The 15,180-nt window shown below is 63.0% G+C and carries 16 protein-coding genes; 11 read left to right on the top strand and 5 right to left on the bottom strand.

Features of this window, described 5'->3' with window-relative positions; translation table 11 throughout:
* Positions 1-38: 38 nt before the first annotated feature.
* The 3 genes from phnN to phnF are packed head-to-tail and all read right to left on the bottom strand — an operon-like array spanning position 39 to position 2,055.
* The gene (gene phnN, locus NCT03_RS20740; RefSeq protein ID WP_250493727.1) at positions 39-605 is read right to left on the bottom strand and encodes a phosphonate metabolism protein/1,5-bisphosphokinase (PRPP-forming) PhnN; all 567 of its coding nucleotides are present in this window, start codon (positions 603-605) and stop codon (positions 39-41) included.
* Entirely contained in the window at positions 602-1,300 is a 699-nt protein-coding gene (locus tag NCT03_RS20735; RefSeq protein WP_250493726.1) for a DUF1045 domain-containing protein, read from the bottom strand. The genes phnN and NCT03_RS20735 overlap by 4 nt, the downstream gene beginning before the upstream one ends.
* On the bottom strand, positions 1,297-2,055 hold the full coding sequence (gene phnF / locus NCT03_RS20730) for a phosphonate metabolism transcriptional regulator PhnF (RefSeq protein ID WP_250467518.1): 759 nt from the start codon (positions 2,053-2,055) through the stop codon (positions 1,297-1,299). Before phnF ends, NCT03_RS20735 begins: the two co-directional genes overlap by 4 nt.
* A 158-nt stretch (positions 2,056-2,213) precedes the next feature.
* On the opposite strand from phnF, the gene phnG reads away from it, so the two are divergent.
* From phnG to NCT03_RS20685, 9 genes are all read left to right on the top strand, one after another.
* Entirely contained in the window at positions 2,214-2,693 is a 480-nt protein-coding gene (gene phnG, locus NCT03_RS20725; RefSeq protein ID WP_250493725.1) for a phosphonate C-P lyase system protein PhnG, read from the top strand.
* A complete protein-coding gene (phnH, locus tag NCT03_RS20720) occupies positions 2,690-3,313 on the top strand; it encodes a phosphonate C-P lyase system protein PhnH (RefSeq protein ID WP_250493724.1) in 624 nt (207 codons plus the stop codon). Before phnG ends, phnH begins: the two co-directional genes overlap by 4 nt.
* Positions 3,313-4,404 (top strand): carbon-phosphorus lyase complex subunit, encoded by a 1,092-nt coding sequence (locus NCT03_RS20715; protein WP_250493722.1) that lies wholly within the window; start codon positions 3,313-3,315, stop codon positions 4,402-4,404. The genes phnH and NCT03_RS20715 overlap by 1 nt, the downstream gene beginning before the upstream one ends.
* Positions 4,401-5,267 (top strand): alpha-D-ribose 1-methylphosphonate 5-phosphate C-P-lyase PhnJ, encoded by an 867-nt coding sequence (locus NCT03_RS20710; RefSeq protein WP_244828776.1) that lies wholly within the window; start codon positions 4,401-4,403, stop codon positions 5,265-5,267. Before NCT03_RS20715 ends, NCT03_RS20710 begins: the two co-directional genes overlap by 4 nt.
* Complete coding sequence (phnK, locus tag NCT03_RS20705) at positions 5,264-6,034, top strand: phosphonate C-P lyase system protein PhnK (RefSeq protein ID WP_244828775.1); 771 nt, start codon at positions 5,264-5,266, stop codon at positions 6,032-6,034. Before NCT03_RS20710 ends, phnK begins: the two co-directional genes overlap by 4 nt.
* A gap of 10 nt (positions 6,035-6,044) precedes the next feature.
* Positions 6,045-6,818 (top strand): phosphonate C-P lyase system protein PhnL, encoded by a 774-nt coding sequence (gene phnL, locus NCT03_RS20700; protein WP_250493721.1) that lies wholly within the window; start codon positions 6,045-6,047, stop codon positions 6,816-6,818.
* Positions 6,812-7,945, top strand: coding sequence for an alpha-D-ribose 1-methylphosphonate 5-triphosphate diphosphatase (locus tag NCT03_RS20695; protein WP_244828774.1), 1,134 nt, complete (start codon positions 6,812-6,814; stop codon positions 7,943-7,945). Before phnL ends, NCT03_RS20695 begins: the two co-directional genes overlap by 7 nt.
* A 168-nt stretch (positions 7,946-8,113) precedes the next feature.
* Positions 8,114-9,478 (top strand): MFS transporter, encoded by a 1,365-nt coding sequence (locus NCT03_RS20690; protein ID WP_244828773.1) that lies wholly within the window; start codon positions 8,114-8,116, stop codon positions 9,476-9,478.
* Between the two features lie 269 nt (positions 9,479-9,747).
* A complete protein-coding gene (locus NCT03_RS20685; protein WP_244828771.1) occupies positions 9,748-10,017 on the top strand; it encodes a hypothetical protein in 270 nt (89 codons plus the stop codon).
* A 187-nt stretch (positions 10,018-10,204) separates the two neighbouring features.
* On the opposite strand, the gene NCT03_RS20680 is transcribed toward NCT03_RS20685, so the two are convergent.
* Positions 10,205-10,639, bottom strand: a complete 435-nt coding sequence (locus NCT03_RS20680) for a VOC family protein (protein WP_250493720.1) — start codon at positions 10,637-10,639, stop codon at positions 10,205-10,207.
* A gap of 116 nt (positions 10,640-10,755) precedes the next feature.
* Between NCT03_RS20680 and NCT03_RS20675 the strand changes: the two genes are divergently transcribed.
* Complete coding sequence (locus NCT03_RS20675; protein WP_250493719.1) at positions 10,756-11,679, top strand: LysR family transcriptional regulator; 924 nt, start codon at positions 10,756-10,758, stop codon at positions 11,677-11,679.
* 82 nt (positions 11,680-11,761) lie between these two features.
* On the top strand, positions 11,762-12,958 hold the full coding sequence (locus NCT03_RS20670; RefSeq protein ID WP_250493718.1) for an FUSC family protein: 1,197 nt from the start codon (positions 11,762-11,764) through the stop codon (positions 12,956-12,958).
* A 5-nt stretch (positions 12,959-12,963) separates the two neighbouring features.
* Here NCT03_RS20670 and NCT03_RS20665 read toward each other — a convergent pair whose 3' ends face one another.
* Positions 12,964-14,898, bottom strand: a complete 1,935-nt coding sequence (locus NCT03_RS20665) for a PAS domain-containing hybrid sensor histidine kinase/response regulator (RefSeq protein WP_250493717.1) — start codon at positions 14,896-14,898, stop codon at positions 12,964-12,966.
* Between the last annotated feature and the right edge of the window lie 282 nt (positions 14,899-15,180).

Raw genomic sequence — 15,180 nt, 5'->3', positions numbered from 1 at the left:
AGGAATGTCGTGGGCGTTCGCAAGAAACGTTCCGGCGATTATGAGCCGGTCTCGTCTATGGCGCGGAGAAATTGCGTGCCCGCGTCGGCCAGAAGCCCGGAGTTGTCGATGTTCACCACGCGCGCATGCCTGGGCAGTTCGAGGGAAGGACGGCGAGCAAGACGCGCTTCGATCTGCCGCGCGTCTTCACGTCCGCGCCGTGCTAGCCGCGCGGCCAGCACGGCGGGCGCGGCATCGATATAAACGAAGCATGCATGCGGATAGCGGGCGAGGGCGGCATCCGCGTGTTGACGCGAACCGTTCACGACCACCGGTCTGCCGCGTTCGAGCCATGCATCTACTTCGATGCCAATGCCATAGCTCAGGCCGTGACTTTCCCAATGCATCGAGAAAAGTCCATACGAAAGACGCGCCTTGAATTCTTCATGCGTCAACGCAATATGGTTCTCGCCGTCGCCGACCGCACGCGTGATGTACCGATGCGCGAACATCACGCGTGCGCCGACGCGTTCGCGCGCAAAGCCGAGCAGCGAGTCCTTGCCCGCGCCCGACGGGCCCATGACATAGATGAGTCGTGCGCTATCGAGTGTGTCGTTCTGGCTCATGCCCCTTCCCGTACGTTGTTGAACGGCAGCCGCTGCCACAAGGTGAACGGCTCGCCCGGTGCGCTTTCCACGAAAAGCGCCGCGCCATGCACAGGCAGCGCGCCGAGCGTGTCGATCTTGCGCGTCCATGCCGATACGACCGAACCGCGCGCGTGGGTGTCATCGAGCGAATCGCAGAGGGTCATGTGGAAGCGGTATTCATCGAAGACATAGGGATAGCCCCATTCACGCACGAGTGCGATTTGCCGCTCGCTCATGCCATCGACAATGCGCCGCTCGATGTCCCCTGCCGATGGCATTGCGCGCACTGCTGCGAGCGCTTGCAGCGCGCTTGCGGCCATTGCGCGCAAGCGTTCGTCGTCGCTTTCCTCCGATGCGCGCAACGCGACGAAGCGGCCCATTTGCGCTACGCGCACCGGCATCTCGAAGCGCGTGACCGACGACGCCCAGGCACGCGCGGCCGCGAGCACATCGGCAGGTTGCGCGCCGCTCGCGCAATGGAACGGCGGCACGATGGTCGCATGCCAACCATAGCGGCGCGGCGCGCATGTAATGTCGTGCGCTGCCGTTTCCATCGAGAGGCCGCTTTCCGCATCGCGCCCGAGCCATTCGCAACCAGCACGCCACCATGCGGATGCAGCAGGCGGCGCGTAATACAGTGCGATGCGCGCTTCGTCATTCCATGCAGCGCTCATAGATCGTGCTCGACCATCAACTGCACGCGGTCTGCCGCGAAGTGAGTCACGCCGTACTTGACGGGCACGCCGCGTTCATCGACATCCACATTCTCGACCCACAGCACCGGCTGCTGCCGGTTGATCTGCAAGCGCCGCGCGACATCCGACGAAGGCAACACGCTGCCGATACGGCTCCACTTGCGCATATAGTCCTTGACGCCGAACTCCGCGAGCGCCGCAGTGATGCCGCCTGTCGCTTCGATCACCGTGGGAAGCTCGGGAAAACGCGCGGCGGGATACCAGTTGCGTGCGTAGGTCAGCGGCACGGCGTCGGAGTCATGACGCGTTTCGAGCTGATAGACGAGCGTGCCCGCACGCAGAGCGAGCGCCTTCGCGACGGTAGGGTCGGCCTTCACGCGTTCGGAAGAGAGCACGACGCCCGTGGACGTCTGCTTCTGACGGCGAATGTTTTCCGTGAAGCGCGTGCGCCTGCCGATTTGATAGTCGATCGCTCCAGGCTGCACGAAGGTGCCGCGTCCCTGTTCGACGCTCACGAGACCCGTTGCGGCAAGACGCAGCATGGCGCGGCGCACGGTATGACGATTCACGTCGAAGCGCCGCGCCAGTTCCGCTTCGCTCGGCAGGCGGCCTTCCTCGCCGAAGCTCTTCGAGGCGATCTCCGCCGAGAGTATCTGCTCGATCTGCCGCCAGACCGCGACCCCCGCGCCGCGTTCGACGGCGTGTCCCGGCGCCGCGTTTTCGTTCGATGTCATGTAGGTGTCATTCCCGTCGGTTTGAATATCGCTGTTGGGCATTGTAGTGCGCAAACGGTGATGGAAATGTGAAAGCCCACTTATCCAGACGTCTAGACGACCAGACGAAAGCCGCGTAGCTTAAGATGCCCGCAACGTTCAAATCATCAGGGAAAGCCATGAGTCAGAGAGAGGAGCCGCGCGACGAGGCTCGTTCGTTCGACCGCCGCGAATGGATGGCGGTGCTGGCGCGCACGTCGCGCGAGAGTTTGCAGGCCGCGCTCGAAGGCATGAGTGTGCCGCGCTTCGACTGGTTGCGCGCGCCGGATGTCGGCCTAGCAATGGTGCGGGCGCGCATCGGCGGCTCGGGAGATGCCTTCAATCTCGGCGAGACCACCGTCACGCGCGCCACGCTGCGTTTGCATACTGAAGACGGCAGCGCGCCGGTCGGTGTCGCGGTGCATATGGGCCGCGACAAGGAGCGCGCGAAGCTCGCAGCGCTGATCGACGCGTTGCTGCAGACGCCCGCGCATGCGCAGCGCTTGCAGACGGAAGTGATCGCACCGTTGGCCGCGCGTCTCGCCGACGAACGGCGCCGCAAGGAAGCGGAAGCGGCTACGACCAAAGTCGAATTCTTTACGATGGTGAGAGGGGAATGATGCAGATCGACATGGCCGCTCTCGTGCCCGGCTTCAACGACCCGGTGCACGATGCCCAACGCGTCTTTCGCGCTTTGCTGGAAGCGTTGTCGCGTCCGGGCAGCATCGTCGCGATCGATGCCGCGTTGCCGAACAATCACGCCATGCGCGATGCGCTTGCACACCGCGTGCCGCTTGCAGCTTTCGCCTCGCTGCTGGCGCTCGCCGATTATTCGACGCCCGTATTCATCGATGGCGGGAACGCCGCATTTGGCGATGCCTTGCGCTTTCATGCAAGCGCGCCGCTCACGCCGAATCACAGCGAAGCCGCGTTCGCCTATCTCGGCGATGCAGCCGCGTTGCCCGCGCTCGATGCCTTCTCGTCGGGCGAACCGGAAACGCCGGAAGATGCGGCGACGCTTTTCATTCGCGTGCCTTCGTTGACCGAAGGCGAGCCGCTCGTGTGGCGCGGTCCGGGGATCGAAGACGAGCGCAGTGTCGCCATTGCGGGACTCACGCGCGATTTCTGGCAACAGCGAGCGGCGCTGACGGCGCAGTTTCCATGCGGCATGGATTGCTATTTCGTGGCGGGCGGCGCGCTCGTCGGCTTGCCGCGTACGACGCAAGTGGAGGTGAACTGATGTACGTCGCGGTGAAGGGTGGCGAAAGAGCCATCGAACGTTCATGGGATGTGCTCGCCAAGCATCGGCGCGGCGACTTGCAGGTGCCCGAGCTGCGCGTCGCGCAGATTCGCGAGCAGTTGCGTCTCGCGGTGGCGCGCGTGATGACCGAAGGCTCGATCTACGATGAAGAACTCGCGGCGCTCGCCATCAAGCAGGCGGCAGGCGATCTGGTCGAGGCGATCTTTCTGCTGCGTGCGTATCGCACGACGTTGCCGCGCTTTGGCTACACCTTGCCCGTGGACACGGCAGTGATGTGCGTGGAACGGCGCATCTCCGCTGCGTTCAAGGATATTCCGGGCGGGCAGATGCTGGGCGGCACCTACGATTACACCCAGCGTTTGATCGACTTCAGCTTGCTGGCCGAAGGGGAAGTGATTAGCGATGCAACGACTTCCAGCGACCACGCCGAAGCCACGAACGATATGCCGCGCGTGTTGTCGATGCTCAACAAGGAAGGGCTAATCGAGCAGGAACGCGCGCAGGAAGATTCACCGGAGCCGGGCGACCTCTCGCGCGAACCGCTTGCGTTTCCCGCTGATCGTGCAACGCGTCTGCAAAACCTTGCACGCGGCGACGAAGGCTTTCTGCTGGCAATGGGATACGCCACGCAGCGCGGCTACGCGCACAGCCATCCATTCGCAGGCGAGATTCGTCACGGTGAAGTGGCCGTGGAAATGCATATCGATGAGCTCGGTTTTGCCGTGGAGATCGGCGATATCGACATCTCCGAATGCCAGATGATCAACCAGTTCGCGGGCAGCGGCGAAGTGCCACCGAAGTTCACGCAAGGCTATGGTCTCGCGTTCGGGCATTCGGAGCGCAAGGCCATGGCTATGGCGCTCGTCGATCGTGCTTTGCGAGCGGAGGAGTTGGGCGAGACCATCGGCTCACCCACGCAGGATGTCGAGTTCGTGCTCTCGCATAGCGACAACGTCGAGGCATCGGGCTTCGTGCAGCACTTGAAACTGCCGCATTACGTGGACTTTCAGTCGGAACTGGAATTGCTGCGGCGACTTCGTGCATCGCACGGCAAGGAGAAGACGGCATGAATAACGCGCTGACCGAAGGCTATAACTTCGCTTATCTGGACGAGCAGACCAAGCGCATGATTCGTCGCGCCTTGCTCAAGGCCGTTGCGGTGCCGGGGCATCAGGTGCCGTTCGCCTCGCGTGAAATGCCGCTGCCGTATGGCTGGGGCACGGGCGGTTTGCAGGTGACGTCGGCGATCATCGGCGCGGACGATACGCTCAAGGTGATCGATCAGGGCTCCGACGAAACCACCAACGCGGTCAACATTCGCCGCTTCTTCGCGCGCACGGCGGGCGTGGCCACGACCACGCGCACCGCGGACGCCACTATCGTGCAAACACGTCACCGCATTCCTGAAACGCCGCTCACGGAAGCGCAGATTCTCGTGTACCAGGTGCCGATGCCCGAACCGCTCTACAGGCTGGAGCCGCGCGTGACGGAGTGCAGGAAACTGCATGCGCTCGCGGACTACGGTCTCATCAACGTGAAATATTACGAGGATATCGTGCAGCACGGCAGCATTGCGACGACCTACGACTATCCAGTGCTGGTGAACGATCGCTACCTCGCGGCGCCTTCGCCTATTCCGAAGTTCGACAATCCGAAGATGCACATGAACGCGGCGCTGCAACTCTTCGGCGCGGGACGCGAGCGGCGCATCTACGCCATTCCGCCTTATACGAAGGTGAAGAGTTTGGATTTCGAAGATCATCCATTCAGCGTGCAGAAGTGGGACCATGCGTGCGCGCTGTGCGGGTCGCGTGAGAGCTTTCTCGATGAAATGATCGTCGACGACGAAGGCGCGCGCATGTTCGTATGCTCCGATAGCGACTATTGTCACAGCCGCCGCGACGAGCAAGAGGCAAAGGAGGCGGCGCAATGAAGACGCTCTTGAATGCGCGCGGACTCACCAAACGCTACGATGGACGCGGCGGTTGCGTCGATGTGGACCTCGCGGTCTATCCGGGCGAGGTGTTGTGCATCGTGGGCGAGTCGGGTTCGGGCAAGTCGACTCTATTGAACGCGCTTGCGCTCAGAAGCAGCATCGATGAAGGTGCGCTCGACTACACCACGCGTGAAGGCGAAACGCTGGATCTGCTCACGCTCAGCGAGCCACGCAAGCGACTTTTGTCACGCACGGAATGGGGCTTCGTGCATCAGAATGCACGCGATGGATTGCGGCGCAACGTGTCGGCGGGCGCGAACATCGGCGAGCCGTTAATGGCCATCGGCGCGCGCCACTATGGCCGTTTGCGCGAGACGGCTTCGGACTGGATGGGCCGTGTCGAGCTCGATGCGACGCGCATCGACGAATTGCCTTCGGCTTTTTCGGGCGGGATGCAGCAGCGCTTGCAGATCGCGCGCAATCTCGTGACCGGGCCGCGACTCGTCTTCATGGACGAACCGACCGCCGGTCTCGACGTATCCGTGCAGGCGCGTCTGCTCGACTTGCTGCGTACCTTGACAAACCAGCTGCATCTCGCCGCTGTAATCGTCACGCACGATATCGGCGTGGCACGCTTGCTCGCGCATCGGTTGATGGTGATGAAGGACGGGCGCGTGGTGGAGAGCGGTCTCACGGATCAGGTATTGGATGATCCGCAACATCCTTATACGCAGACGCTGGTGGCGTCCGTGCTGCCGGTTTGAGGTGCAACAGATGACTATGGCAGACGAAGAAGCGTTCGCCACGCGCACGGAGCTAATGCTGCGCGCTCGCGACATAGAAAAGACCTTCACGCTGCATCAGCAGGGCGGTGTGCGCATCGTGGCGCTCGCGGGTGTATCGCTCGATGTGGAACGCGGCGAATGCGTGGTGCTCGCTGGCGCTTCAGGCGCCGGCAAAAGCACGTTTCTGCGTTGCATGTACGGCAATTATCTCGCGACGCGCGGCAGTATCGCCATTCGCGACGAAAGCCGCGCTTCACGACATCTCGTGCTGACCGAAGCCGAGCCGCACGACATCATCCGCTTGCGCAAAAGCACGCTCGGTTACGTGAGCCAGTTTCTCCGCGCCATCCCGCGTGTCTCTTCGCTCGATCTCGTCGCGGAACCGCTGGTCTCGCGCGGTGTCGATGAAGACGAAGCACGTGAGCGCGCGTGCGTCCTGCTCGCAAGGCTGAACGTACCGCGACGCTTATGGTCGCTCGCGCCCGCGACGTTTTCCGGCGGCGAGCAACAGCGTGTGAACATTGCGCGCGGGCTGATCGCGGCGCATCCTGTCTTATTGCTCGATGAGCCCACGGCGTCGCTCGATGCACAGAACCGCGACGTCGTGGCCGATCTCATCGTCGAGGCGCGCGAGCGGGGCGCGGCCATCGTCGGTATCTTTCACGACGAAGATACGCGTGAGCGCGTGGCAACCCGCATCGTGCGCCTTGCAACACCGGTAGTGGTCAACTCATCCGAAGACGGAGCATTGCAGACATGCTGATTACGAATGCGCGCATCGTCACGCGCAACGAGGAATTCACGGGCACGGTGCGCATCGAGGAGGGCTGTATCGCGGATGTATCGCCGGGAAATACGGCGACGCGCGATGCGTTGAACTGGGACGGCGACTACCTGCTGCCGGGCTTCGTCGAACTGCATACGGACAATATCGAAAAGCATCTCGCGCCGCGTCCTGGCGTGCTGTGGAATCACGAAGCGGCGATCATCGTGCATGACGCGCAAGTGGCTTCGGCCGGCATCACGACCGTGTTCGATGCGCTCGGTGTGGGCTCGCGTCCCGAAGACGGCGTGCGTGGCCGCGAACTTCAAGTGCGGTGCGCGCAGTCCATCGGCAAGTTCGTCGAGCGCGGGCTCTTGCGCGCCGATCACTTCCTGCACTTGCGTTGCGAAGTCGGCACGACGGACGTGGTCGAGGTATTCGATTCACTGAGCGCGCATCCGCTCTTCAGGCTCGCATCGGTGATGGACCATACGCCGGGTCAGCGCCAGTGGCAGGACCATGAAAAGTGGCGCAAGTATCAGGAACGTCACGGCAAGTGGAGCGACGAACACGCGAATGACGTGCTCGCGCAACTGGCCGAGCATCAGGCGCGTTACGCGGCGGCGCATCGTGCGGACATCGTCGCGCGTTGTCAGCGCTTGGGCATCTCGCTTGCAAGCCACGACGACACGCTCATCGAGCATGTGGAAGAAGCCGCGCGCGATGGCATTGCGCTCGCGGAATTCCCGACCACGCTCGATGCAGCCCGTGCCGCGCGCGAACATGGCATCGCCACGATCATGGGCGCGCCGAACGTCGTGCGTGGCGGCTCGCACTCGGGCAACGTGTCGGCGCTCGAACTCGCTCGCGAAGGGTTGCTCGACATCCTCTCGTCCGATTACGTGCCTTCGAGCCTGCTCATCGCGGTGTTCGATCTCGTCGAGAAGGCGGGATGGACCTTGCCGCGCGCGGTGGCCACGGTTTCTTGGGCACCCGCGCACGCGGCCGGACTCGCCGACCGTGGGGCCATCGTGACGGGCTTGCGCGCCGACTTCGTGCGCGTCGCGCTGGCGGACGGTCTGCCTGTGCCGCGCGAGACTTATCGCAACGGGCAGCGCGTTTCTTGAAACGCCGACAGCCCCGCGCAAGGCAACCGACATACACGGGTAAGCCCGCGTTGCGAAGGCATGCAGACTTCAGTACTCTCGCGCATGAATTAGTTCGCTATGTGAATCGCTGTTCGCCTGACGAACAATAGTCGAACGACGATTGCCAATCATCGACGAGGGAATGAAGTGAGCCGAAGTCCTGCTGTGAACGTGCAGACGTTCATCAACGAGCACCCGTTTTCGCCCTTCCAGTGGCTGATCTTCGTGATGTGCTTCGTCATCGTGCTGCTGGATGGTTTCGATACGGCGGCCATCGGATTCATCGCGCCATCGCTCGTATCCGAATGGCAGATCAGCCGGCCCGCGCTCGCGCCTGTTCTGAGCGCTGCGTTGTTCGGGCTCGCGGCGGGCGCGCTGCTTTCCGGGCCGTTGTCGGACCGGCTCGGACGACGGCTGATGCTGTTGTCCTCGGTACTGCTGTTCGGCGTGGCGTGCTTTGCATCGGCGTATTCGGCAAGCCTCACGCAACTCACGGCGTTGCGCTTCGTTACGGGCCTCGGCCTCGGCGCCGCCATGCCCAATGCCGTCACCATGATGAGCGAGTTCTGCCCGGACAAGCGCCGCGCGACGCTCATCAACCTGATGTTCTGCGGCTTTCCGCTGGGCGCGGCATTCGGCGGCTTTCTCGCGGCATGGATGATTCCGCATTTCGGCTGGCGCAGCGTGCTGCTGCTCGGTGGCGTGGCGCCGCTCGTGCTCGTCGTGCTGCTCTTCATCAGCTTGCCGGAATCGGTGCGCTACATGGTCGCGAAGAACAAGCCGGCCGAGAAGATTCGTGCGACGCTTGCACGCATTTCATCAGCGGCGGCCAACGCAGGATCGTTCTTCATGACGGAGACGGCGCCCGCGGTGCAGGGGCAGGGCGGCGTGAGCGTGGTGTTGTCGCGCTCGTATATCGTCGGTTCGATCATGTTGTGGCTCGCATACTTCATGGGCCTCGTGATCTTCTATGCATCGATCAACTGGATGCCGATTCTCCTCAAGGAATCTGGCCTGAGTCCGCAGCGCGCGACGCTGATCTCCGCGTTGTTCCCGCTCGGCGGCGTGGGCGCAGTCTTGTGCGGGGTGTTGATGGACCGCTTCAACCCGAACCGCATCATTGCCGCGTGCTATGCGTTGACCGCGGTGAGCGTGTACTTCATCGGGCAGGCGGTGGGCAACGTGGGACTGCTCGTGCTGATCGTGTTCCTTGCTGGCGTGTTGATGAACACGGCGCAATCGTCGATGCCCGCGCTCGCGGCATCGTTTTATCCGACTCAGGGACGCGGCACCGGCGTGGCGTGGATGCTGGGCATCGGGCGCTTCGGCGGTATCGCGGGGTCGTTTCTCGTGGCTGAACTGACGCGATTGCACTTCAGCTTCGGCGGCATCTTCGCGGTGATCGGCGTCGCGGGATTGATCTCGGCGGTGGCGTTGCTGATCAAGCAGGCCGCGCATCCGCAGGCCGCGTTGCCGAGCGATTTGAAGGCTACGGAGCCGGTCGGGCATTGAGGATGGGTTGTGCCTGGATGATGTCGAATCGCCCTGCGTGGACGTTGGTCGCGCGGGGCGAATTGTTTTGGATGTGGGGCTTTGCCGAGAGGCCATGGCCACCAGTCTTTCACTCATCGCACTCCTGTTTGCCAATCGTCAGACCGTGGCATGTCGTGTGCTGATGAAGAACATGCGACTTGCCGCTGCGTGTCAACACCGCATCAGCAAGGAGGCACCACAAGCCGCACGACATCGCATCTTGCAACCGCAAAAAGGAGTTATTCGATATGAAGCGTATCGCCATTTCATGCGCCGCTGGCGCACTCGCCCTGGTTTGCGCATCCGCATTCGCACAGGACAATCCTCCCAGCTCGAATACGGGCCTGCAAGCAGGCGACAACGCCCAAACGACCACGACGCACGCGCACAAGACTCATTCGAAGGCCACGCACAGCAGCCAGTCGTCGATGAAGCCCGGTCCGTCGACCACGCCTGGCGGCACGGCCACGCCCGGCACCGCAGGCGCACCGGTCAGCGCAAGCGGCTCGGGTAACTGAGGTCTGAAATAATCGGCGGAACAGCCGCTGGAAACATGAACGGGACGCTCAAGGGCGTCCCGTTTTACATGGCGATTCAATTCGAAAAAGAATCCGCCATCGAGAAGCGCGCGTATGAACGCGCTATGACAATGCAAAACTGGCCATCATGTTGCGCGCTTCCGCTCACGCAAATCAAAGCCGTATCTTACTTAGCAAACAACGACGCCATATTGGCAAACGCCTTGATCTCGACCGCATTGCCCGACGGGTCGAGGAAAAACATGGTCGCCTGCTCGCCCACTTCGCCCTTGAAACGAACATGCGGTTCGATGATAAAACGCGTGTTCGCCGCACGCAGCTTCTCGGCCAACGCTTCCCACTGCGGGATCGATAGCACGACGCCGAAGTGACGCACCGGCACGGCATCGCCATCTACGGCGCTCGTCGTGCGATTCCCCACTTCCTCGGGCGCCAAATGCGCGACGATCTGATGTCCGTAAAAGTCGAAATCGACCCAGTCCGGTGAACTGCGGCCTTCGGGACAACCGAGTAGATCACCATAAAACTCGCGCGCGGACGCAAGGCTGTGAACGGGGAAAGCCAGATGGAAAGGCGGCATGGCGGCCTTAGTCGTGCTCATGGTGCAACTCCTTTTTGTGGGGTTCGACAGCGTTTGAGCCAAATTCTATTCACAAATAAAAGTGCTGAAAAACGATATATTGCGGGAGTCAGCCCCAAAATTATCGATGAATGAATATGCTGCGCGAACTCACTACTTTCATTGCGGTCGCGCGCCACGGCACCTTTGCCGGCGCGGGCGCGCACATCGGGCTCACGCAGTCGGCGGTGAGCGCGCAGATGCAGCGTCTCGAAGCGCATTTGGGCTTCGCCTTGTTCGACCGCACCGGACGCTCCGCCACACTCAACAAGGCGGGCCGCCGCACGCTGGAACTCGCGGATGAACTCATGGCGCTCTATACGCGCCTCGCCGAACCCGAGGGCGTCGACGGGCGTGGCGGCGCGTTGTCGGTCGGCGCGATTGCATCGGCGCATGCGGCGCTGTTGCCCGATGCCATCGGCGCGTTCAGACGCGTGCTGCCCGCGTGGCGCATCCGGCTCGTGCCGGGCGTGTCGCTGTCGCTGCTCGCACAGGTCGATGCAGGCGAAACGGACATGGCCGTCATCATTCGTCCGCCGTTCGCGATACCTTCCGAATTGCGCTGGCGCACGCTCGTCGCCGAACCGTTCGTGTTGCTTGCGCCCGCCGCCATGAAGCGCGCCGCCTGGCGCGAAGTAATCGAGACGGCGCCGTTCATCCGCTACGACCGGCGTTCGTTCGGCGGACGGCAAGTGGAAACGTTCTTGCGCAAGCAACGCATGGCGGTGCGCGACGCCATCGAAGTGGACGAGTTGCAAGGCATCGCGCAAATGGTCGCGCGCGGCTTGGGCGTTGCGCTCTTGCCCGTATCCGATGGCATCGGCCCGTGGCCTGCCGGCGTCGTCGCGCTCGGTCTGGGCGACGACACGTTCCATCGCGAGATCGGGCTGGTCGAGCGTTCGCGGAAGGGACGGCAAGACGCGGCGGCACAACTCGCGGATTGCATCGCCGATGCGGCCAGTCGCAAGCCGGAAACGCCGCTTCCGGCGCGCAAGCGCGCGCGTGTAAAAAACAGCGCCTAGAATGCGTTGCAGGCGCGGCCCTCGAGTCGTCTCCTTCGTTGTCCGCGCACGCTTTTCCTTTGTCCTTTCGTGGCGGATGTCCATGAGCGACGAGCAACACACTGACACCACTGACGCCGCACCGCCGCTCGGCTTCTTGCGCGCGGGGCTTGCCTGGCTGGATCGCGTGGACCCGGGCACGCATCGGCGTATCAAGGGATTGCGGCTCGTGACCGCGTATGGGCTCGCGGCCGCGCTCGGCGGCTTGCACGACGTGACGCGCGACGTGCCTGCCAGCGTCTCCGTTGGCATGCTGGCCGCCGCCTTCGCGCTTTGGGCAAGCGTGTCAGAAGCGCGCAGCGCGCGCGCCGATTCGAGCCGCGATCTCGCCGTGTTGTGCATCGCGGCCGCGCTTGGCGCCCTCAGCTTTGCGCTCTTCGGGCCGTGGCTGCACGAAATGGGGCGCGGCGGCGCGGAGTTCGTGCTCGTCACGGGCGCGTTCCTCGCGGGCTATCTCAAGCGTTTCGGCCTGCTCGGCGCGGGCGTCGGCTCACAGTTCTACATCGGTCAACTGGTCGCTTACTCGATGAACCTGACACCGGGCGATTCATGGGCGATTACGCTCGCGCTCGTCATCGGCATGATCGCGGCAATCGTGCCGCGTGTGCTGAGCGGGCCGGCGGAGCATCCGGTGGTGTTGCCCGCGCTCGCGTCCGAGCCGGCTTACTGGCGGCGGCAGGTTTCTCCCGCGCTTGCCATGGGTCTGCAGGCGGCGAGCGGCGCGCTCGTCGTGGCGTTGTTGAACGCGGCGTTCGGCATGGCGGAATCGGCGTGGGCGATCACGGCCTGCGTCTACGTGGTCGCGACTTCGGCTGTCGGCACGGCACAGCGCGTGCGGCGGCGCATCTACGGCACGCTCGTGGGCGTGCCGGTCGGGCTCATTTGCCTGCCGCTTGCGGAACACGCGCCGCTCTTCATCTGGGCGATGGCTGCCCTCGCGATGATCGTCTACGCCATGGCGCTGCCCGAGCGCTATGACATTGCGTGCGGCGCTTTCGCCTTTACGCTCATCGTGACGATGGCCGCGAGCGGCATTCACTCGATACCGCTGCTCGCCGCGCGCGCGTGGGAGACGTTGCTGGGCGGCGCTCTTGGGCTCATTGCGGCGAAGTTGATCTTCCCGTTGCGCGAGGTCGGCTACCCACGCGCGGTGGCAGAACGCAGCGACGAAGCGGCATGGCACGGGCCTCGCACGCAAAGCGGAAAAGCACCGCAAAGCGGCAAGCAAGGCAAAGCATGAACCCGTCAGCGCTTACTCGCCTTCGCCACCACCTCGTCGAGCAATTGCAGGTCCACGGGCTTCACCAGATGCCCGTCGAAGCCCGCCTGCGCCGAACGTTCCTTGTCGCCTTCCTGACCGAAGCCCGTCATTGCGACGATCATCGCGCGGCCGACGAGCCGTTGCGAGCGTAGCGAGCGCAGCACTGCGAAGCCGTCGATATCCGGCAACGCCAGATCGAGCAGGATCAGCGCGGGCGGAAAATGCCGGATGACGTCGATACCTTCCGTGCCGTGATATGCAATGCGCACCTCGTGCCCCTTCATCTGCAGCAGCATGGCGAGACTGTCGGCGGAATCGACGTTGTCATCGATCACGACGATACGCAATGTCCCCGATGCGGCCGGCGCTGCCAGCAAACCGGCAATGGGCACATCGTCGGCGGGCGCGTAGGGTAATCGCACGGTGAACGTGCTGCCGCGACCGGTGCCGTCGCTCGCGGCGGAGATGGTGCCGCCGTGCATTTCGACGATCGAACGGCACAACGTGAGACCAATGCCGAGCCCGGCTTCGCCTGGGTTCAGGTAATGATCTTCCTGTACGAAGAGATCGAAGATAGCCGTCAAACCCTTCTGCGAAATGCCACGGCCGCGGTCGGACACTTTCAGCAGCAAGGCGTTGCGCTCGCGTTCCACGCAGATGTGGATGCTGCTGCCGTGCGGCGAAAACTTCGATGCGTTGTTGAGCAGATTCTGCACGACCTGAACGAGCCGCGTGCCATCGCCCAAGACGAAGATAGGCTCGTGCGGCAATTCGGTGGTGATGCTCTGCGCGCGGTCGTCGGTGAAAGGGCGCACGAGTTCCATGCTGCGTTCGACGATTTCGGTCACGCCCACGCGCGCCATGCGCAGTTCGATCTTGCCGGTGGTGATACGGCCCATGTCCAGCAGATCGTCAACCAGTCGGCCGAGATGCGAAGTCTGTCTGTCGATGATGTCGCGGCACGAAGCGAGTCTCGGCGAGATATCCGCTTCCATCTGCATGACGCCGACGGCATTGCGCACGGGCGCGAGCGGATTGCGCAACTCGTGCGCGAGCGTGGCGAGAAACTCGCTGATGCGTCGCGACGATACTTCGAGTTGCTCCAGTCGCTTTCTTTCGCTCATGTCGCGCGTGACCTGGGAGAAGCCACGCAGCGTCCGGTGCTCGTCATACACCGCCGTGATCACCACGTTCGCCCAGAAAAGCGACCCGTCCTTGCGCACGCGCCAGCCCTCGGTCTCGATGCGCCCCATGCGAATGGTGGTCTGCAATTGCAACGCGGGCACGTTCGCGGCGATGTCCTCGGGCGAATAGAAGAGGGAGAAGTGCTTGCCGAGAATCTCCGCCGGCAGATATCCCTTGATACGCACCGCGCCCATGTTCCAGCTTTCGATCTCGCCTTCCGGGCTCAACATGCAAATGGCGTAGTCGCTCACGCTTTCGACGAGCAGGCGGAAGCGTTCTTCGGAAAGCCGCAGCTTGGTTTCCTCCGCGCGCTTCGCGGTGAGATCGCGTGTGTACTTTGCATAGCCGATGATCTCGCCACGCGTGTCGCGCGCCGCCGTGATGACGACATTGGCCCAGAAACGCGTGCCGTCCTTGCGAACACGCCAGCCTTCGTCCTCGAAACGGCCAGTGGCATACGCCTCCTTCAACTCGTATTCGGGCCAGCCCCGCGCCACGGAATCCGCCGTATAGAAACGCGACAGATGCTGACCGATGATCTCGTGCGCCTCGTAGCCCTTGATTTTGCGCGCGCCCGTATTCCAGGTGGTAATGCAGCCATTGAGGTCGAGCATGAAGATCGCGCAATCTTCGATGGCATCGACAAGCGTGTGATAGCGCTCGTCTTCGATAGTCGAGTCATTCGGCTTGTCGGACGCCGGGTCCGCTGGCCTGGCAGTGCGCAAGGTAGTCATGGTTCTGATGGGCGGCGCTCAGGTTGAGAAGTTGCAAAACGCAACGACCGCGATGCTTTCGAAAATCCGCGTTCGTCATGCAGCGGTGTTTTCGACACATGAAAACGCTGCGTGCGCGCCAGCAGTTTAACCCTTCGTGTGCTGCTTCCGCTTCCTGTCGGGATTTCGTCCACCCAATGTTATCCGCGCTTTAGAGGGGATTTCAGCACGGGCGTGCGCGCTTAGACTGCAGGCACATTTCAGGAGGCCGCGACCGTCAGGCAGTGAGAGAAGGCCCGTGAA

Source organism: Caballeronia sp. GAWG1-1 (assembly GCF_023631465.1).
GTDB lineage: Bacteria > Pseudomonadota > Gammaproteobacteria > Burkholderiales > Burkholderiaceae > Caballeronia.
Note: the sequence above shows the minus strand (reverse complement) of the source record. Positions and strands in the feature narration are given on the sequence as shown.